This window comes from Anatilimnocola aggregata (assembly GCF_007747655.1).
GTDB classification, from domain to species: domain Bacteria; phylum Planctomycetota; class Planctomycetia; order Pirellulales; family Pirellulaceae; genus Anatilimnocola; species Anatilimnocola aggregata.
On sequence record NZ_CP036274.1, the window covers coordinates 5,892,052 to 5,911,892 of the forward strand.

At 57.7% G+C, this 19,841-nt stretch carries 13 protein-coding genes, 1 tRNA gene and 3 pseudogenes; 5 read left to right on the forward strand and 12 right to left on the reverse strand.

Annotation, left to right across the window (positions count from 1 at the left end):
• Nucleotides 1-7 precede the first annotated feature (7 nt).
• The 5 genes and pseudogenes from ETAA8_RS22080 to ETAA8_RS22100 form a co-directional block, all read right to left on the reverse strand.
• Nucleotides 8-1,048: a WD40 repeat domain-containing protein gene (locus ETAA8_RS22080; protein ID WP_145093410.1), complete on the reverse strand. Its 1,041-nt coding sequence runs from the start codon at nt 1,046-1,048 to the stop codon at nt 8-10.
• Between the two features lie 9 nt (nt 1,049-1,057).
• A complete protein-coding gene (locus tag ETAA8_RS22085) occupies nt 1,058-2,362 on the reverse strand; it encodes a DUF1501 domain-containing protein (protein ID WP_145093413.1) in 1,305 nt (434 codons plus the stop codon).
• The gene (locus ETAA8_RS22090; protein WP_202921183.1) at nt 2,359-3,093 is read right to left on the reverse strand and encodes a GntR family transcriptional regulator; all 735 of its coding nucleotides are present in this window, start codon (nt 3,091-3,093) and stop codon (nt 2,359-2,361) included. The genes ETAA8_RS22085 and ETAA8_RS22090 overlap by 4 nt, the downstream gene beginning before the upstream one ends.
• Before the next feature lie 421 nt (nt 3,094-3,514).
• A pseudogene (locus ETAA8_RS22095) lies at nt 3,515-4,534 on the reverse strand (IS4 family transposase); the annotation flags it as partial.
• 18 nt (nt 4,535-4,552) lie between these two features.
• The gene (locus tag ETAA8_RS22100; protein WP_145093422.1) at nt 4,553-4,903 is read right to left on the reverse strand and encodes a hypothetical protein; all 351 of its coding nucleotides are present in this window, start codon (nt 4,901-4,903) and stop codon (nt 4,553-4,555) included.
• Between the two features lie 1,092 nt (nt 4,904-5,995).
• Between ETAA8_RS22100 and ETAA8_RS22105 the strand changes: the two genes are divergently transcribed.
• Both ETAA8_RS22105 and ETAA8_RS22110 read left to right on the forward strand, forming a co-directional pair.
• Nucleotides 5,996-9,037, forward strand: coding sequence for a CHAT domain-containing tetratricopeptide repeat protein (locus ETAA8_RS22105; protein ID WP_145093425.1), 3,042 nt, complete (start codon nt 5,996-5,998; stop codon nt 9,035-9,037).
• A gap of 300 nt (nt 9,038-9,337) precedes the next feature.
• The gene (locus tag ETAA8_RS22110) at nt 9,338-10,174 is read left to right on the forward strand and encodes a hypothetical protein (protein ID WP_145093428.1); all 837 of its coding nucleotides are present in this window, start codon (nt 9,338-9,340) and stop codon (nt 10,172-10,174) included.
• A gap of 178 nt (nt 10,175-10,352) precedes the next feature.
• Here the strand turns inward: ETAA8_RS22110 and ETAA8_RS35975 are convergent.
• The 4 genes and pseudogenes from ETAA8_RS35975 to ETAA8_RS22130 all read right to left on the reverse strand — a co-directional run.
• Nucleotides 10,353-10,949 (reverse strand): annotated as a pseudogene (locus ETAA8_RS35975) (IS66 family transposase); the annotation flags it as partial.
• Nucleotides 10,950-10,970: 21 nt separating this feature from the next.
• Nucleotides 10,971-11,453: pseudogene (locus ETAA8_RS22120) on the reverse strand (DUF6444 domain-containing protein); the annotation flags it as partial.
• Between the two features lie 261 nt (nt 11,454-11,714).
• Nucleotides 11,715-13,649 (reverse strand): hypothetical protein, encoded by a 1,935-nt coding sequence (locus ETAA8_RS22125; RefSeq protein WP_145093437.1) that lies wholly within the window; start codon nt 13,647-13,649, stop codon nt 11,715-11,717.
• Nucleotides 13,650-13,925: 276 nt separating this feature from the next.
• Nucleotides 13,926-15,107: an acetyl-CoA C-acyltransferase gene (locus tag ETAA8_RS22130; protein WP_145093440.1), complete on the reverse strand. Its 1,182-nt coding sequence runs from the start codon at nt 15,105-15,107 to the stop codon at nt 13,926-13,928.
• A 75-nt stretch (nt 15,108-15,182) separates the two neighbouring features.
• Here ETAA8_RS22130 and ETAA8_RS22135 point away from each other — a divergent pair, with 75 nt between their 5' ends.
• The 3 genes from ETAA8_RS22135 (at nt 15,183) to ETAA8_RS22145 (ending at nt 17,488) form a co-directional block, all read left to right on the forward strand.
• A complete protein-coding gene (locus ETAA8_RS22135; protein ID WP_145093443.1) occupies nt 15,183-16,154 on the forward strand; it encodes an aldo/keto reductase in 972 nt (323 codons plus the stop codon).
• 52 nt (nt 16,155-16,206) lie between these two features.
• Nucleotides 16,207-17,037, forward strand: a complete 831-nt coding sequence (locus ETAA8_RS22140) for a sugar phosphate isomerase/epimerase family protein (RefSeq protein ID WP_145093446.1) — start codon at nt 16,207-16,209, stop codon at nt 17,035-17,037.
• A 378-nt stretch (nt 17,038-17,415) separates the two neighbouring features.
• Nucleotides 17,416-17,488: transfer RNA gene (locus tag ETAA8_RS22145), tRNA-Glu, on the forward strand.
• Between the two features lie 173 nt (nt 17,489-17,661).
• Here the strand turns inward: ETAA8_RS22145 and ETAA8_RS22150 are convergent.
• The 3 genes from ETAA8_RS22150 to ETAA8_RS22160 form a co-directional block, all read right to left on the reverse strand.
• Complete coding sequence (locus tag ETAA8_RS22150) at nt 17,662-17,880, reverse strand: hypothetical protein (protein WP_145093449.1); 219 nt, start codon at nt 17,878-17,880, stop codon at nt 17,662-17,664.
• A 65-nt stretch (nt 17,881-17,945) separates the two neighbouring features.
• Nucleotides 17,946-18,302, reverse strand: coding sequence for a SpoIIAA family protein (locus ETAA8_RS22155; protein WP_145093452.1), 357 nt, complete (start codon nt 18,300-18,302; stop codon nt 17,946-17,948).
• 117 nt (nt 18,303-18,419) lie between these two features.
• Nucleotides 18,420-19,841: a DUF1501 domain-containing protein gene (locus tag ETAA8_RS22160; RefSeq protein WP_145093456.1), complete on the reverse strand. Its 1,422-nt coding sequence runs from the start codon at nt 19,839-19,841 to the stop codon at nt 18,420-18,422.

The window sequence follows — 19,841 nt, forward strand, 5'->3', positions numbered from 1 at the left end:
ACCGCCCTTATGTCAATTCATGAAGTTCCACGTTGCCATCCGCTTTGCCAAGAACCAATTGCCGGCCGTCGGCAGAGAAATCGAGGCCCAGGGAAAAATCGCCCCGCTTGATGCTGCTCAGCAACTTGCCGGGGATGCCTTTTGCTTTGTTATTCTTGTCTGGTTTGGCCGCGATGGCTTTGACGAGTGCGGCTTCGTCGTATTGCCATAGCTTGAACTCAATCTCGCCCGTCACGAGCAGCGGCAACTTCGGATGGAAGGCTGTGTCCATTCCGCCTTTTTCGCTGGCGAGCAACCGTCCCTCGGCGACTTCGAACAAATCGACCTGCTCGCCACCCGCTACCGCCAGCCAGCGTTGGTCATGACTCAGCGACAAGCGATGCACGCCGCTGTGCCGCGGGTTCTGCCCGAACTGATCGTTGGAATTGCCGAAAGTCCACTCGCGCTGCAGCTCGCCACGAGCAACGTCCCACACCTTGCACTGCCCGTCCTCACCGCCGCTGATGATCTGCTCGCCGGATTTTGTGAAAGCCAGATCGAAGATGGCATGCTTGTGGCCGCGCAGCGTATGCAGCAATTTCAAGTCGCTGGATTGCCAGATCTTCACGAGTCCATCAGAGCTGGCGGTCACGAGCTTGTCGCCATCTGCAGAATAAGCAATCGCCTCCACCCAGCCGTCATGCGCATTGGTTTGCAGGAGGGGATTGTCGCTCGTTTTGCCTTCTTCCCAGTTCCACAATCGAAGCGTCCGATCGGAGCCGCCGGTTGCGACTATGTTTCCTTGGGGATGCACCGCGAAGCTTCGGATCCAACCGATTTCGTGAGGACAGATCCACGTGCAAGGGACGAATTGCGAACCCCCTTTGCCTTTCTGACTCGCTTCGGCAGTCAAGTCGAACAGCGCGAGACGCCGATCCGCGGTTTGAGCGAACACTTTCTGCTCGCGCGGATGGAACCGCAGACGGGCCATCGTCAGTGGACCGCGCTTGGCGCCATCGTCGGCGTAAAACGCCTTCTCCACTTTCTTGATTTGCAAAGAGTCGGCCATGGTGTTTGCCTAAAAAACTTCGCGCACTGCTTTGCCCAACTTGTCTTCCACGAAAGGAATCGGACGCTCTTCAAACGTCAGTTCCTTGTGCGGCTCAATACCAAGCGCTTGATAAAACGTGCAGAACAGATCGTGAATGGTGACCGGCCGGTCGGTTAGTTCGGTGCCTTTGTCGTTCGTTTTGCCGATCATCAGGCCTTCCTTCAATCCACAGCCGCCAAACGAGAGAGACCAGCACTTCGTCCAGTGGTTACGCCCCGGCGAGCCTTGACCTTGCAAATCGGGAGTTCGGCCGAACTCGCCCATGAGCACGACGAGCGTGTCCTGCCACAGGCCGCGGTCACGGATGTCGTCAATGAGCGCGCCGACCGCGGTATCGAACTCGGCGTTGATCCACCGCTGGCTTTGAAACGCCCGCCGATGCTTGTCCCAGGCGAGGCCCGACTGATGCTGCACGCGCACAAAGGGCACGCCCCGCTCCAGCAAGCGGCGAGCGAGCAGGCAGTCGCGACCGAGGGCCGAATCGCCGTAGCGCTCCAGGTACTTCGCTGGCTCGCGATCGAGCGCGAATAAGCCCTGGTTCTTCAGCAGCCGGCCGACCTGGGCGAATGAGCTTTCATGCTGGGCAATTAGCTCCGCATCGCGGCCGGCGGCAAACTCCCGTCCTGCGGCCGCTCGCAGCTTTTCCCGCCGCTCGTAAGTGGCGATTGCTTCCGCGCTTGCCGCCGGCAGATCCTGCGGGCCATTACCATTGCCCGGACAGTTAAGGCCCTGCAAACCAGCTCCGAGATATCCCGCGCCCGGCACATGGAGTTTGCCGAAGTTGTCGCGTCCCAGCATGACGTATGACGGCACCATCGGATCGGGCGATGGTTGCTCGTGCGCGCAGACCGAAAGCCAATGCGGCGCCGGCGCGGTGATCGAACTCGGATTATAGCTCGTTTGCGAAATGTAGCCGGCCTGATCGTGGTCGGCATTGTTGCTCGTCATGCTGCGAATCGTGATCATCCGGTTCGCCAGCCGAGCCAGGTTCGGCAGAAACTCATCAAAATGAATGCCGGGCAGCGAAGTTGGAATCGAACAATGCGGTCCACCCGTCGGCATACCTGGCTTGGGATCCCACGTTTCAAATTGGCTCGGCCCGCCGCTCATGAAGATGAGCACAACCTTCTTGCTAGCCCGCTGAGCGGCCGCCGCCTGGTCCGCGGCAAACAACCGGCCAAAACCGCCAAAGCAGGCGCTCGCGGTAACTGCTCCTTGCAGCAGCACGCGCCGTGAGAAAGCGTGATCGATCGCTTTGCAGAACGTATTCATCGTTTGCTCCTCTCTGCCCGTCGCGGTGCACCCACAGAGGATGAGCTCCCATGTGGCAGGTGCTTAATGAAGTGCACCTGCCAAGCCCCAATGTGGGCGATCATTCGCTCTTGCGCGAGCCGGCCGTCGCGGGCTTCGAGCGCAGACAGAATGTTCAGATGCTCCTCCAGCGCCTGCTGCAGCCCCTCCGGCTCCGTCGCCATGCGGTTGAAGCCTTTGTGCAGCAGGCGATAACGATGAATATCGTGAGCGAGCCGCCGATTGCCGCTAGCCGTCGCAATGGTCGAATGAAAGACGTCATCGAACTCCGCCCAGCGAGCCGTCCACGCCTCGCCCCTCGGAGACTGCTGCAATTCCCTGGCAAAATCTTGCAGCGGCAACAACTGCCGGGCATCCATCCTCGCTGCGGCTAGCTCTGCCGCGGGGCCTTCGAGCAGCTTACGCATTTCGAAGACTTCATACACATCGTCGCTGGTCAGTCCAGCCACCCGGGCCCGGCAGTTCCGCTGGCGAACGACGAGCCCATCCTTGGCCAACTGACGCAGAGCGTCATGGACCGGCGTCCGGCTTACCTTCAACTCGCGAGCGACACCTAGTTCACTGAGCACGGCATCCTGCGGATACTTGCCCGTGAGAATGCCTTCCAACACGCGCTGATACACCATGTCTGCCAGCGATTCATCGCTCGCTTCCAGAGTGCACCGATCTTCGCTCGCCGCGGCGGTATTCATGTTTCTATTCCATGGTCGCATTAACCCGGATGGATGTTACATGAACTGCATGCACTTGTCAATGGTTTGCATTCTGTTCATCAACTGTCGAAGCGGTTTATCGACAAGATCTGCCACGTCAGAGTGGAGCGCGCAAAACGCGAATTGGCGATTTCTGACCGGGTTATTATCGAGATCGCTCTCGTTGTCGGGTTCGGTGCCCGCGGCAGTGCAATGCGTACCGTCGAGATGCCGGAACTACCCCCGCAGATCAGAACAATAATCTTGCGTTGCACACGGTCAGATTCTTCACCCTAACGTGGACTGAAAGACGGACGATGACTGGCCCGGACCGAGGCAATTGCTTGTCCCGTTTGCCACTTAATTCGCTTCGGTCCGACACACGAATGGCACTTAAAACTTGGTAAGCCCTTGAGCCATTTCACGTTTGATCTGCGCGCGGTTTTCGCAGGTAGGCGAAGTTTTTGGCGTGCCTCTTTTTGAGGCGGGGTTCGTAGCGATCCGGTCGATCGGCGACGCAGTGAACGGCGATGGCGTCAAGTAGTTCGTGGTACAAGCTCAGGCGGTGCGCGGTGTTTTGTTCGCCTTGTAGAGCGATCACCGGTTGAAATGCTTCCAAGGTTTGAATGGCACCTTTGAAGCTGAGCGAACGCGGTTCGAGCTGATGTTTCTGCGCCGCCTGGGCCAGGATGGTACGAATCAGGTTGTAGGCGAGAATGTGCGTCCACAATTCCTTCCGGACCAGCTCGGGCGTTTTGCAGCGCAGCACGTCCATCTGCATGGTTTGCTTCAGCGACTTCAGAGCGAGCTCCGCGTTCCATCTCGCGCGATACAGTTCCGCCAACTCGGACGGCGGGTAAGCAATGTGGTCCAGAAGCGTTGTGGCAATCACGAGGACTCGCACCCGAAAGCCAGGCTGCGACAACTGTATGCGACACTCGCGAATTGTCAGCGAATCGGGAAGAGTGTCGTAGGTCTTTCGATCAATGGTTCGTGGCTTCATCGGTTTATTCCAGGTCACGATGTGATCATCGTTTCCGAGACGCTGTCCACGACGAAAATCGGTCTTGCGATGTGAGGTGAACCGACAGACGCAATCGACGTTGCGCTGCTTGAGCATCACCAGTTCCGTCCAAGCGCATATCAGCCGATCGGCCAGCATGATGCTTCTTGGCTGAAAGACCGACCACATTTGACGCAGCAAACCTAACTCACTCTGCCCTTTCCCAGCGTATCGACAGGTGCCCACGTCGAGCACGGCGCCGCAAGCCAGTGAGAAGACGACTGCGATGCGCATCAAGGGAACTCTCAGACCCGGCCTCTGCTGTGGCGGCTGCGGATAGGCTTGTTGATTCTCAAGCGTGTCCGGCATCGAAACCGTCGCACCGTCGAAGATGTAAACGCGTCTATTTTTCCACAACCAACGTGATTCTGCGTTCGTATCGAGTTGCTGTCCCGTTTACTTCGCAAGCTGTGAGAAGAACTTCTCCGGCAATCGCTTGCGGGCTTGGCAATAGGCGCTGGTTTCTGGAGAGCACGCACGTTCCTTTCGCGCAACACGACGCGCAATCAGGCGCGCCACAGCTGCGCGACACGAGTGATCAGCCCTCAGCACCTGGCCCAGAAATACACACAGCGTGACGAGCGGCGTAAAGACGCAATCGATCCAACCAATCTTTAACGTTGTCAACGCTTGCTTGATCAACTCCGTGGAGAGGATGTCGCTGAAAGGGAGATTGCCATCCTGTAGGAACTGATGCTGCAAGTGTTTTACCTGTTGCCGAAACCTTCCTTGATGGAAATACCGCATTGGATGCCTCCTTGCCATGATAAGTCTGAATTACAAACTCTCTACGTAATCAAGGACCCCTTGGCCTATCTCATTTCTAACGAAGCACTTCCGGATGAACTACGTGCCATTCGTGTGTCTAGCCGAAGCATGTTGCGTCCTTTAGAAGATCTTATTTTCCTCTACAAAGACGATGGCTGGGTACCGGTGCATCGATCCGCAGTCCCGTCTCGGGAATGATCGCCTGGAGCAGTTCTACGGCTTTGCTAAAGACGATACGAACGTAAAGGGAGCAAACCCCGGAAGCCAGTTTCGAGTTCTTGCAGGGAGAAGCCGGTCGGCTGAAGAATTTGGGCCATAGCCTGCCGAACGCGGCCACCCGGGCAGGATCTGGTAGCAAAATGAAGATCTTTCGCCATTGACCAGCCGCAGCATTCTGTATGTGGCACTGTTCGGCGCGATGTGGTCGGGTACGCGGCTAGCCTTTTTGCCCCCGCAGTCCCTCTGGGTGTGAAGTGTAGCCAGCACTTTCACCAGATATTGATTGGGGCGACGCAATGACGCTGTTTATTTCTCGCGTGTGGAGTGCCGCGGCGGTGCGATTTGCCAGCAGGCGACTCGCCCTTCTATGATCGTCCGGCGCACTGTCACAGAACGAAATCTCATCGTTACTGTTTCTGAAGTCGGTCTTTGTTTGATGCCGGCAACCTTTACCCGCAAATTAGAAGTCTGACTGAGGTCCGCCTGCCACCATTGGAATCGACCTGCTTTACGCCAGGAAAGTCACTCCCAGCTGGCCGGCTTACCTCTGAAGATCGAAAGCGGCAGCCTGATCTTGCTGTGGAGCGCGACGAACGACGTTGGTCCGATAGCAGATATGGTCGCCGAAAGGAATCAAAAGCAGTTGGTAACCGACGCGAAGTGTCTCGCGATGTCTAACTATCGCCGAGCCACTCTCCGGTCAACCGTTGTATGTCGCGGGTTGGTTGCAGCTGTTGGTAGTGAGCAAACATGTTTTTGCAAAGAACTAAATTGTGCGGGCAGATGCGGCTGCGTGAAAGTATAAATAACGAACCGCCCCGGCCGCGCGACGCGCTTCAGGAGTAGCCAGGAATGTTAATTCGCATTGCTTTGCATACGCTGGCCGGATTGCTAATCCTGAACCTGAGCAGTGCCTCAACCTTCGCTCAGACCCAGGATGACTTGGAGCAGTTCGCAGCCAGCGCGTCGCAGTATATGAAACTGCGAGTGGCGGGCCGCGTAGCCGAAGCCGCGCGGGCTGCAGAGGAGACACGCGACATCGTCCGCCGCCGCTTTCCGAAACGCGACCAGTTCAAAGGGACGTTGTTACTTGCTGAGGCCCGCGGCTACGAGGGGCGTTATCGCGAGGCGGTGGAATTGTGGCAGCAAACGCTCGAACAGCTGAAGGACTTCACGCCGCAAAACGAGACCGAACGACAAATGGCGGTCTTATGCTACGGCGATTCCCTGCGGACCATTGGCGTTTGCCTGGAACGTCTCGGTCGAACTGCCGATACGATTCCCTACCACGAGGCGGCCATCCGTTTCTGGAGTCAGGTTCAGCATCCCGAGGCTCAATCGCATTTAGCCCGAGCGAAGACGTCCTTTGCCGATACGCATCGCCTACTCGGCGATCTGGACAAGGCAGCGCAATTGAGCGCTGAAGCGACCGCGATTCTCGAACCACTGGCTCGCGCCGAAACCAGCATCGGCTCGGCGACTCGCAACTTGTGCGACGCGATTCATATCGGCGGTCATGTCGCCATGCAGCAAGATCGATACGATCTGGCCGAGACCAGGTTTCGCCGCGCGCTCCGCCTGCGGGTCGCAGAAAACGGTATGCATCACTTGGATACTGCCGTCATCCTGGATTCTTTTGTGCAACTTTATGCCGTGCAGGGCCGGTGGCAAGAAGCTGAAATGTACTGCCGCGCGGAACTCGCCGCCTATGACCTGAGCGTGGGCAAAGATCATGTGGAAGTGACGAAAGTCCAGCTCCGCATGGCGCAGTTGCTGAACCATCAGGATCGCTCCGCCGAGGCCGAGCCCCTCGCGCGGCAGGCCGTTGCCAAGTTGGCTGCCGAATTAGGGACCGACAATCCGCGCACGACCTTGGCCAATCAAGAGTTGGTCAAAACGCTCTGGCTGCAAGAGAAATACAGCGAGGCCGAGCCAATCTTGAAAAACAGCCTGGACTTTGAAATCAAGATATATGGACCAGAGAGCGCCAGACTTGCTGACAGTCTCCTGCAGTACGCGCATCTCAAAATCTTTCAGGACGACCATGCAGAAACGCTGCGAATCTTGGATCGACTGACCGCGATTCACCAGCTCAGCCCGCTGCCGTCGCAGAAAGTGCAAAACCTGCTCGGCACGCGGGCGGTCGCCTTGTGGCTTTCCGGTCAGCAAGCAGAAGCAGTCACTGCGCTTGACCTGTGCCTGGAACAAACCGAGTTGCTGCGCACTTTTGCCTCTGGCGCGGAACGTGAACGAGCGGAGATGTTTCTCGGCACGAACGCCAGCTATGCGACTGCGGTCAAATGGCAAGCCGAACTCAAAGACGTCGCCAAGCTGTTTACGATGATCGAACGAGCCAAGGCCCGCTCGTTTCTGGATGAGCTGAAGCTGAAGAACATCGATCTGCTCGCGGGTTTATCCGATGCGGTACGAGATGAACTCAAGCACAACGAAAATCAGTTGCGGCAAGCAGTGATGGCTGCAGAGAATCGCCTCAACGAATTGCCCGCTCCCGGCCCGAAGCCTTCAGCAGAACTCATTACGCAACACAAGAATCTTGCCGGCGAGGTTCTGGCCGCCCGCGACGAACTCTATCAGTACCTGACAGATTTGCGCTCGGCCAGCCCCGTCTATCGCGAATTGATCGGCCAGAAGTCGAACGCGGCCACGATTCCGCAAGTTCAGCAACTGATGGGGGACGACGAACTTCACTTGACTTACTACATCGACAAGTTTGAATCATATGTCGTGGCGGTGCGAAAAACTTCGGCGGAGTTTGCTCCCTTGGTGATCGACGAAACGACCGCCGCTCAGCTGGGAGTTGCTGCCGGTCCGCTGACAGTGGGAGTGCTCAACCAGATTCTGCAGGATAAGCAGACCGGGTTGCTGACGATCATGTCCTCGCACAAACGCCACGATGAAGACCAAAGCAAGCGACTCTCCCTGCTGTGGAAGCTGTTGATTCCGCAGGCCGAACAAGATGCCCTCATCAGCGGCAAGTTGAAACTGCTGACCATCATTCCCGACGGTCCGCTGGCTTTGCTGCCGTTTGAAACGCTCGTCGTTAATGACGACATAGACAATCCTGAGTATCTGCTCGACGTTGGTCCACCGATCGCTTACGCACCGTCGGCCTCGGTCCTGCTGAACCTTGCTGGTCGCGCACCGAGCGATGCTGCCGCAGCGCAAAAGCTGCTGACGCTCGGCGATCCGAACTATGCACCGGCCAGCACCACGACCGACGCAGTCGATCGACAGCTCGGTTTGAGTCGCTCCATTGATCGTTTCCGCGCAGGGCTGACGCGGTTGCCTTACACGGGCAAGGAATCGAACTGGGTGCAACAGAATTTCGAGAAGATCGGCTTCACGACCGTCAAAGTTACTGGACCTGCGGCCACCGAAGCGGCTATTCGCCAACATGCACCCGGCCGGCAGATCATTCACCTAGCCTGTCACGGCATGGCCGATCAAAACTATGGCAACTTCTTCGGTGCCCTCGCGATTGCACCTGGCCGAGCGGGCGATCCGCGCGATGACGGCTATTTGTCCATGTCGGAAATCTACGAGCTCAATCTCGATGGCTGCGAGCTGGCGATCTTGAGCGCGTGTGAGACGAACTATGGTCCCCAGCAGCAGGGCGAAGGGGTCTGGGCTTTGTCGCGTGGCTTTCTGGTTGCCGGCAGTCGCCGCGTAGTAGCCAGCAACTGGGTCGTCGACGATGCAGCCGGCGCGACGCTCGTCAGCTACTTCGCCGGCTACCTGACTCTTGCTGGCAAAGATCCGACGGCCCGCAATTACGCATCGGCCCTGCACAACGCAAAGAAGCAAGTCCGCAAACAAGAGCAATGGAAGCACCCGTTTTTTTGGAGTAGCCTCGTGCTCGTGGGACCAAAATGACTCGAACGTTGTCACAATTCGGCAATTCGGCAATGCAGTCGGAAGTCCATCACTTTTCGTAGCTTGCTGAATAACTCTTGTGCTGGAAACACGCCCTTTCACACTGCCGACCTTTCCTGATCATGCTGGGCTTCCCCGTCTTTGCTGATCGCCTGCCTTGCCGGGTTGGTCGGCGGTGTTCCGAGTAACGGTCAATTTGAAGAGAATACTAGCCACTTCGAGAGATCAGACGTAACATTACCAGCTGTCCTACGCTAAGCAGGGCAATTGTTCTCGAATTCTCATTCGAAGGGCGTTCGTATGTTTCGCCAGTTTCAGTTCGCGACGGCAATCGCAGTAGCCTTAAATATCATTGGTACGGTGGGTTCCGCCGAAGCCCATATTGGTGGTCGCGGTGGTGGGATTCGACTCGGGGGAGGCCTGATTCCACGCGCACGGCAAGGCAACGCGATTGGGAATCGCAGTGGCGGCAATGCTGGGGTCGCGCGCGGTGCCACACCCGAAACTAAGGCTGCGGTAGCTCCTCCGGTCGTGCGAACCAGCGGCACCAATGACAATAGCGGTACCAAGCCGCCGGTGTTGAACTCAAGCACCAAGACGAACACCCCGAGTACCGATATCTCGATTAGCAACAAAGCACCGGAGAGCAAAACGCAGAGCCTCAGCGAGGAAGCTTGGGTGCCAACCAATGCGCATAACGGGCAAAACACCGCTACCGCCCAGCCAACGGGTTTGCCGTCGGAAACCAAGAAACCCCCCAGCGATGCCCCCGTATCAGCCCTTCCTGCTAACGAAATCGCACCGACCGCAGTCGCCAGCAAGAAAGTCGCCCTGCCGCAGATTCCAGTGGGAGCTACCGTGACCTTGAACTGCAAGGATCTGTCGAACAAAGAAGGCCAAGTGGTATTGCAAATCGGCGAAATCGCTTTGCCAGCCACGATCACGGAATGGAAGAACAACACCGTAGTTTGCAGACTGCCAAACCTTGGCATGACGAAGGCCAGCAAGGCGACGCTGCACGTCCTGACAGCGGACGGCAAGACCGCCAGCACGATGGACTTGGAACTGGTCACCGTGCTGCCGACTTCGGCTGATTCCAAGCCCAGCAGTATCGACTCTGCCAGGTTCGGACGGTAACAACGCCTTTTCCATGAGTAAAAACCAATCGTGCTTCATTGTCGTCTCAACTGTGAAATTCTTCTTAGGAGAAGGCGCAAAAGTACGACGCAAAATGGTCTAGGCGTGATTGGATGTTGGGTAACCGTTCACACCTTTTTACCGTTGCCTTAGCATTGGCGTGTTGAGGTCTTGCGGTTCAATTGGTTGGCGGCGGGGTGTCGCTGAAGAAGGCGCCGACCGTTTGACTGAGAAAGTCGAAGACGCTGCGGCCGTGTTGGGTGCAAGTGACGATGGCGGTCCAGATGCTTTCGGACCATTGGCGGCCGGCGAGACTGCGGGTTCCCTGGGTTACTTTGCGGACAAGGACCACGAAGCGAATGGCTTGTTCGGCGAGGTTGTTCGTGGCCGGTGTGCGGAACGTCGCCTGCGTCCAAACTTCAAAGCCTTGATCCTCGAGCGCGCCGTGAAATTCCTGTTCGCTGCCATATTCTTCGCGCCGATGAATGATGGCGAACAATTCGCGGATCGCAGCCAGCACGCCGTCGAACTCCAGGCTCCGCGTGGCGACCAGCACCTCGCTGCCGCGTGACGGATCGATCTTGAAGAGCGTAAAGAGGGGAGCGCGGAAACACCACGTCCACATCCCTTTGCCGTTATCTTTGTGTCCCGTCTCGTCGACGTTGAGGCGGTCTTGCTGCGGCAACTGAGCGAGCAGTTCGGCATACATCGGATCCAAGCTGGTCGTTACTTTGCCGCACACTTTGCGGAGTTGCCCGCAGCTGAGCGAAAGGCCGCAGACGTCTTTGAGGAACCGCTAGATCGTCGAAAAGGAACAGTGGCAGGCACCTTTGAGATAACCGATCAGCGCCGATAGTTCGGGCCCCACCAAGCCCGCCTGACGCACCGCACGCGGGAGCTTCGCGGTGAATTCTTTCTGGCATGCTCCGCAGCGGCAGACACGGCTGCGATGCTCGGTAACGGTGATCGGCTGCGCGACCAACTCCACCTGCTGGACCACGCGGGCCGGTTCATCCAGCAGTTCCAATTGGCCGCCGCAGTCGGGGCAGTGTTCCAAGCGATGGTCGGTCGTCACCTCAATCTGGTCGGGAGCAAACGCCTGCCGCTCGTGCTTCGAATGCCCCGGCTGCGCCCCGCGTTTCCGCTTCCCCTCCGCCTTGCGACGCGCGGCCGGCGGCTTGACAATATCCGACGACGGAGGCTTCGAGGAATTGGCAGACGACTTCAAAGCCGCTGCCAACTTGGCTTCCAACGCCGCAATCCGTAACTCCAGTTCGAGACACTTCGAACAGACAGATACTTCTGCTTATTCAGCCATGATGGCCACAAGCTAACCCACCCACCCCAAACCCACCAAGATCAGTTGAAAAAGTGTGAATGGTTACTACACAACTACACATAACACTTGCGATCGGAAGGCACGTTTGCAAACCAGTCCCCAACAGCAGGCAAGGGGCTCGCCGGTAGCAAAACCAACAAAAAAGGCCCGCAGCAGTTCGCTACGGGCCAGTTGCTTGTTGATGAAGATTCACCGCATTCGTTACTTGCCAGTCGCAACTGGGTCGCGAGTCAGCAGGCTGCCGACGATCCACCAGCCTTGTTCTTCGGACTGCACGAACAGGCCGGTGGGGCCGAGGTACTTTACAATCTGCGCGTAATCGGGCAGCTTGCTGCCGTCGATTTCGTTTTCACGGTTGCCGTCTTCCGAATTCGAATCGAGGATGGCGTTCAGCAGGCGGGCAAACATCGATTCAGTCTGCGGCAGCTTGTTCTGCTTCAGCATTTCATACGTAGCCCGATACGATTCCTCAGTCTTCGCAAAGTAACGAAAGCTGTCGTTTCCTTGGCCCAGGCGATTCAGCGCGGTTTCGACGCGGGTGAAATCCTTGAGCGTGGTCAGCTCTGGCTTCTTGTCTTTCACATTCTTGAGGAGTTCCACGATGTAGTCGTAGTGGGTCGCAATGACCAGGTGTCCACCGTACACGGTCACTGCCATATTCGGCAGCTTCCGTTCTTCTTCCTCTTCGTCCTTTTCGGCAGCGACGAATTCAGTCTCTGTCCCTTCGATCGAAAGCATCGGGCCACCGGCAGCAGCGGTCTGTTCGTTTTCGATTTCCCAAATCCCGTGCCCTTCGAATTCGCGGCGGCGGGCAGTAGGGTCACCCTTAAAGAACTTATCGATCGTGGCCCGCACGGTAGCTTCATTCTTAACGTCGATCGCCACCAGCATCCGTTCACTCTTTTCATTCACGGGCTGTAGCACATCGGAGATGATCGATACCCGCTCACCCAGTTCGTTGACCAAGCCTTTGTAGATGTCGATCTTCGGGCCGTGCGGATCGTCCTTCATGCTCGCCCACAGATCGTCGAACACGCCTGGCTCGCCGGCGACAGCGTCAATCAGCGTTTCCGAGTACTTGAAAGCATCTTGCAGGTGCCAATTGAGCGTCAAGTAAGTGCCGACGCTATCCTTCACCCAAGTCTGCGGCACGAGCGTTTTCGTATTGGGGAATTTCAGCATCCGGGCGGCCAGCTTGTACTTATCCTTTTCGCCGGGAATTGGTGGAGCATACGCAAATGTGCGATGCAGCAGTTCGTCGTCCGGCGTGTCGAAGAATACGTAGCCGCCGACACCCTGAATGGCGTTGAATCCTTGCGTCTGCAGAATCTTCAACAGATCTGGCCCCTTCTTGGCTTCGCGGCGATTCGCGGCCCGCGAAGCTTCCAGGAAGCCGAAGGGCTCGACGAACCAGCGAACGTGGTAGTTCAGGCCATCTTGCTTGGCAACTGCCGCGTTCCGTTCCATCGAGTATTGAAAGGCCTTGATCGAGGCCAGGCTATCTTTATTCGCTTCGTTACCGATGCGGGCTGCCATACCTTGAGCGATGGGATACCAGTCGGTCGCGACCAGGAAGTTATCCTTGATGAAGTAATAGTCCTTTTCGACGCGCGGCGCACCAGCGCGGACCTTTTGGACATATTCGACGCCGTTCAGGCCGTCGGCGATTTTCACTTCGCGGCGGGTGGCGCCTTCCTTCTTTTGCTGAATGTCGATCTTGCCCAAAAGCGTGTCAGCTTGGGCCCGCTTGCCCGTGATATCGATGATCACGGCCATCGCATACGAATTCTTATCCTTAAAATCGGGCTGGATGCGTGCGAGGGCGACTTCACCACCATACACACCTTCCATGTCTTCCCAGGTGATGCCCATGCCGTTGCCCGCTTCGTTCATTTTGCGACTGATCTGCTTTTTCAGATCTTCGATGAACGGCTGCATCAGCGGATCTTGGCTGAGAGCGCCCAGCTGTGTCGCTTGAAACTTTTTGCGTGTCTCGTCCACGTCGAGCGTGGCGATGAACAACTTGGTTGTCGCAGGCAAAATGCTCTCGACGGGCTGAGCGGCTGGCGCCACCCGCACGAGAGATCCCACGAACAAAACAGCTAACAATCCGTGCAGCAAGGCGGTACGCGCCACAAGAAAACTCCTTCGCGAGAGGCCCTCAACAGGGGAGAGGGAATCAGCGGACTGCGCCAGCACCCAACGACGAAAGCACAACCCGGCAAGCATGTTCAGTATCGGCGGAACAGACACGCGAAACGACGACAACCGCTGTCCGTCGTTTAAAGGGCAGCAACGTCATAGTTTCGCATCGATATCATAGCGAAACTCTGCCGGCTGGCAAAGCTGGATAAAACCTGCGGGCGCGCGAGCTAGCGAAAATATTCGCCAGGAAACGAGAGCTATGCGGTTCTATTTCTCCAATTCCACCAGCAGCGCCACCGCACCGCCGCCACCCAGACAAAGTGACGCGATTCCGCGCCGCTCCCCCCGTTGTTGCAACGCGTGTAATAAGGTCACCAGCGCCCTCGCGCCGCTGCAGCCAATCGGATGACCGAGCGCTATCGCCCCGCCCCGCACATTTGTCTTCTCGGGCGACAACTTGAGCTCTTGCAGGCATGCCAGACACTGCGAAGCGAAGGCCTCGTTTAGTTCGACTAGGTCAATGTCGGCCAGAGTCAGCTGAGCTTTTTCAAGCACACTGCGGATCGCCGCAATGGGAGCGAGAAACAGATCCTTCGGTGCCCGGGCAGTGCTCGCAGTAGCGACTATCCGCGCGCGGAGCGAACTTGTCGAAGCCTTTGCGATCGCTTCGCTCACGACCATCAGGGCTGCAGCACCATCACTGATTTGCGAAGCATTGCCGGCGGTCGCCGATCCCTCATTTCCAAACGACGGGCGCAACTTTGTCAGGTCCGACAAAGTGACACCAGCTCGCGGCCCTTCGTCGCGGTCGACCACAATCTCCACCTTGCCCGCTTTGACCGTCATGGGGACGATCTCCGCACGAAAAAGTCCTTCCTCTTGCGACTTCAGCGCCCGCTGCTGGCTGGCCAGCGCGAAGGCATCTTGCGCGGCCCGCGAGACCGAAGCGCCAGTAGCAGTATCATCGGCTAGGCAGCCCATCGCCCGTTGTTCGGTTGCGCACCAGAGCCCGTCGTGCAGCATTGCATCGAGCGTGGTTTGATTGCCAAACTTCCAGCCGCCGCGCGCTCCCATCAGCAGGTGAGGAGCGAGACTCATGCTTTCCATGCCCCCTGCGGCAATGATCTGCGCATCGCCCACACGAATCGCCTGATCGGCCAGCATAACCGCCTTCAGCCCGCTGCCGCAAACTTTGTTAATGGTGACTGCCGGCACTGCTGCTGGAATGCCAGCCGCCAGCGCTGCTTGCCGCGCGGGAGCTTGGCCCACACCGGCTTGCAAGACATTACCCAGAATCACTTCGTCGATCTGGTCCAATCCCACGCCGCTGTCGGCAATGGCCGCCTGCAAAGCGACAGCTCCCAGCTTGGGCGCAGGAATGCTCGAGAGTTGCCCAAGCAACTTGCCGATCGGCGTGCGACGCGCGGCGATAATGTACGACGAAGCCATTTCCATCTCCTTGCCTGAAGTCACTTCGTTATATTGTACGGGCACCCCGCCCAGTTGTACCTGCGAGATTTCCCGATGCCCGCCCCGCTTCGTCCCCTAGGTAACTCTGGCCTGCTCGTTTCGCCGGTCGCGCTTGGCTGCTGGCCCATTGCCGGCATGACGAGCCTGGGAGTAAACGATGCCGATAGTCGTGCCACGATTCACGCCGCGCTCGACGCCGGCATCAACTTTCTCGATACGGCTTATATCTATGGCACCGATGGTCAAAGCGAAAAGCTGATTGGCGAAACAATTGCCGGCAATCGCGATAAGTTGGTGATCGCCACCAAGGGTGGCATTCACTGGGATGCCAACGGGGACCGCGCATTTGACGGCAGCCGCGCGACGCTCCATCGAGAATGCCGCGAAAGTCTCCGCCGGCTGAAGATCGATGTGATCGACCTCTACTATTTGCATGCGCCCGATCCCAACCTGCCCATTGAAGAATCCGCCGCTGGGATTGCGGAACTGCAAGCCGCTGGCATGATTCGCGCAGCGGCCGTCTCGAACGTCTCGGTCGATCAACTCCGTCGTTTTCAAGCCGTTTGTCCGGTCGACGCGGTTCAGCCTGCGTACAACATGCTACAACGTCAGATCGAAGCCGACCTCGTCCCCTATTGCCGAGAACAGAATATTGGCATCTGCATTTATTGGCCACTTCTCAAGGGACTGCTCGCCGGCAAACTCGCGCGGGATCACGTCTTTGAGGCCGGCGACGGTCGTGCAAAGTATCCAATGTTCCAGGGGCAAGAATGGCAACGAAATCAGGACCTTCTCGATGATTTGCACGCGATCGCCCGCGATGCAGGGAAAACTGTGCCGCAGTTGGTCGTGCAATGGACCATCGCCCAGCCCGGCATCACGTCCGCCCTATGCGGAGCGAAACGGCCGGACCAGATTCTCGAATCGGCGGCTGCCTTGCAGGACGAAATCACACCGGAGCAACTGGCTCGCATCGCCGCGGCCCTCGACAAGCGTGGTCCCGCGATCACGCGCAGTGCGGTATGATAGCCAGCCCAACACGCACGCCTTCCTCTTACCAAGCAGCTGAGATTTCGTGATGAAATTCGCAATCTGCAACGAAACGTTCCTCGACTGGCCCTTCGATAAAGCCTTTGCCTTCGCCCGCGACGTCGGCTACACCGGCATCGAGATCGCCCCCTTCACTATCGCCACGAATGTTTTCGACATCAGCCCAGCTAAGCGAGCCGAAGTGAAGCGGCAGGCGGAAGATGCCGAACTGACGGTCATTGGCCTCCATTGGCTGCTGGCCAAGACGAATGGCTACTACCTCACTACGCCCGACGACGCAGTGCGAATCAAGACCAGCGAATACCTGGCGGAATTGGCCCGCCTCTGCCGCGACCTCGGCGGCCGTGTCATGGTTCTCGGATCGCCGCTTCAGCGCAACCTGCTCCCCGGCATTTCGCACGATCAGGGGCTCGACCTAGCCGCCGACTGCTTGAAGCGGGCCATACCGGTGCTCGAAGAGTGCAACGTCACCTTCGCGATTGAACCGCTCGGTCCCGTCGAAGGCAACTTCCTCAATACGGCGGCCCTGGGAGTTGATCTGATCGAACGCGTCGGTTCGCCGAATTGCCGGCTGCATCTCGACTGCAAAGCCATGTCGACCGAAGCCAAGTCAATCCCCGAACTGCTGCGTGAGAACCGCCAGTTGCTCGAACACTTTCACGCCAACGACCCTAACCGCCGGGGCCCCGGCATGGGCGAACTCGACTTCCTCCCCATCTTTAAGACCCTGGCCGAGATCGACTATCGCGGCTGGGTCAGCGTCGAAGTTTTCGACTACGAACCCGGCGTCGAAACCCTCGCCCGCGAGAGTTTCGAATACATGCAGCACTGCCTGCAAGAACTCGGCCATGTGGGATAGGCATCCTGCCTGTCTTCCCCGTTCTTAGTCCAGACTGTCTTAGTCTTCTCTCACTTCCTCACAGGCTGGAAGCCTATGCCACGGCCGAAGCTTTCGTCCTTGACGTAACTCGCCGTGCCGCGTGGTCCGAAACGCACCAACTTGTCCAACAATCACCCCCATTGTTGGACAGCACCTTGCATATCTCTCGGAATCGGCGCGCTTTCGTGTCCAACTTCTCGCTCCTTGTTGGACACCCCACTTTTGCGGTCACGCGGCACTTACGACCACTTTCCCCCACCGCCCGTGTTGACAACCAGCGTTCCGATGGCAAGATTAGATGCAGTCCTAGCAGGCAGACCGTCGTTTCCCTTCGGCCCGCTCGCTTCCTCACTGCACGCCCCCATCGTCTAGTGGCCCAGGACCCCGGGTTCTCAGTCCGGTAACAGGGGTTCGAATCCCCTTGGGGGTACTCGTCAAAGCCGCCGTAAGTTATTACGGCGGCTTTTTTTGGTTGCGCGCAGCCACATCTGAGTCACCTGCCTGCGAACTTTCAGCAGGGGGTGGCACAAGTCCTTCGCAATTGGACCTGAATCTCGGCTTGGCCAAGGTTGAGTAGCGCGTGGCCACTGAACACTGCAGAGACTACGGCGCAGGAGCTGGAGCTGCGGGAACAGGTGGTTCGGCTGGTCCGCCGCCAAACGGAATGAGCGATTCTTCCAGTGTGAGTACGTAAATCGCCATGGCGACGAGCATCGCGGCCACCATCCACACGCGCCAATCACGATGGGGCTTCCAACCGCTCTTGGGGTGCTTGTGTTCGTGAGAACTGCCGTGCTGATGCTCGTGCTTCTTCGTGTTCATGGATGCTTTCAAAGGTGCGAAAAATCGAGGGAGGGCGGTGGGCAACAGGCTGAGCCTCAATTTGCCTAATCTTCGAGCCAGGCCCAGGCAGCGTCGATTTGACTGGCGTCGAAATACTTGATTTGCGCCATCGTGAATGGCTTGCAAACCTTTGCCATCCAGGCTTCCCAATCTTTTTCGCCGACCAGGGCGATTCGTTCGATCTTGGTGCAGTGGGTTGTCGAGAACTTGATGTCGTCCCACAGCGCGTGTGTATCCCAACCGGAAAAATCGTGAAACCATGCCAGGAGCCGCACCTTGTTTTGCGAAGCAATGGCGGCATCCACTTGCGGAACAAAGGTTTTATAATCGGCGTCGTGCAATTTGCCGGACAACTTGAAACCGAGTACGTGACTGGAACTGCGATCAAGTGCCTCAATCATGGCAAATCTCCGTGCGAGCAGGTTGCGAATCTGAAATAGTCGCCTTCAATGGCGGACTAACAGTTTACCGTGCTCGGCGCAAGAGTGCAGCGTGGGTTCGCAGTTAATAAATTCGCGCTACGCAATCACCTGTTTCACCACACGGCCAGCGACATCCGTCAGCCGAAAGTCCCGGCCAGCATGTCGATAGGTAAGCTTCTCGTGATCGAGCCCAAGCAGGTGCAAAATCGTGGCGTGGAAGTCGTGCACGTGCACTTCATCGGCCCCCACGCTGCAGCCGTACTCGTCACTTTCGCCGTAGCTAAAGCCACCCTTCACACCGCCACCCGCGAGCCACGATGTAAACACCTCGGCATGATGCTCGCGTCCCTTGGCATCCTTCCCGGTGTTGAAGGGCGTGCGGCCGAACTCGGTCGTCCACACCACCAGCGTTTCATCCAGCATGCCGCGCGCTTTCAAGTCGCGCAGCAGGCCCGCAATGGGCTGGTCGACATTTTTCGCCAATGGACCATGCGCGTTCATATCGCCATGCGAGTCCCAATTATTGGACGCGCCGGTATCGATCAACTCAATAAAGCGCACGCCGCGCTCGGCGAGGCGTCGCGCCATCAGGCATTGCCAAGCGAAGCCCTTGGTCCCGCCGCGCGGCAGGCCATAGAGCTGCAAGGTGGCATCGGTCTCGCGCGACAGATCGAACGCTTCCGGCGCTTCCGACTGCATGCCGAAGGCCGTTTCAAACGACTTGATTCGCGCTGCTAGATTGCTATCCGTCGTGCGCTGAGCGAGATGCCGGCGATTAAACGCCTCCGCCAGACCGAGTTCCATCTCTTGCAATTCAGAGGCCGCCTGACGTCGCTTAATGTTGGCAATCGGCTCTGCTCCTGGCGCTACCAATGTTCCTTGATGGCAGCCCGGCAGAAAATCGGAAGCCCAAACCTGGCCACCGGCGTAAGGCAGATGCGGAGCCAGAACTACGAACGACGGCAAGTTCTGATTGATCGTCCCCAGCCCGTGACTGACCCAAGCTCCAATGCTGGGCCGGGCAAACGTGACGGACCCCGTGTGAATGCCCAGTGTGGCCTGAAAGTGATCGGGATGATCGTTACGCATTGAGCGAATCAAACAGAGGTCATCAGCACAGCTGGCGATATGCGGAAAGAGTTCACTGATCCAGAGCCCCGACTGGCCCCGTTGCTTAAACTCCCACTGGGGCCGTTTGAAATATTTTTCGACGACGCGATTATTCGGCGCGAAGGCCTCCAGCATCTTCTGGGGTACGTGAAACGATTGGTTGTGGTCGGCAATCAGTTTGGGCTTATAGTCGAAAGAGTCAACGTGCGAGACCCCGCCGCTCATGTTCAAAAAGATCACCCGCTTCGCTCGTGGCTCAAAATGTGGCGATCGCGGCGCTAACGGATCGGCTTCGCTTGCCGGCTTGTGATCTTGCCCGAGTAGTTCCGCCACAATGCCAGGAAGAAGCAGCGAACCTCCCACTAGGGAGTGGACGACCGAACGACGGCTGAGCGGAACTGGTGTCAT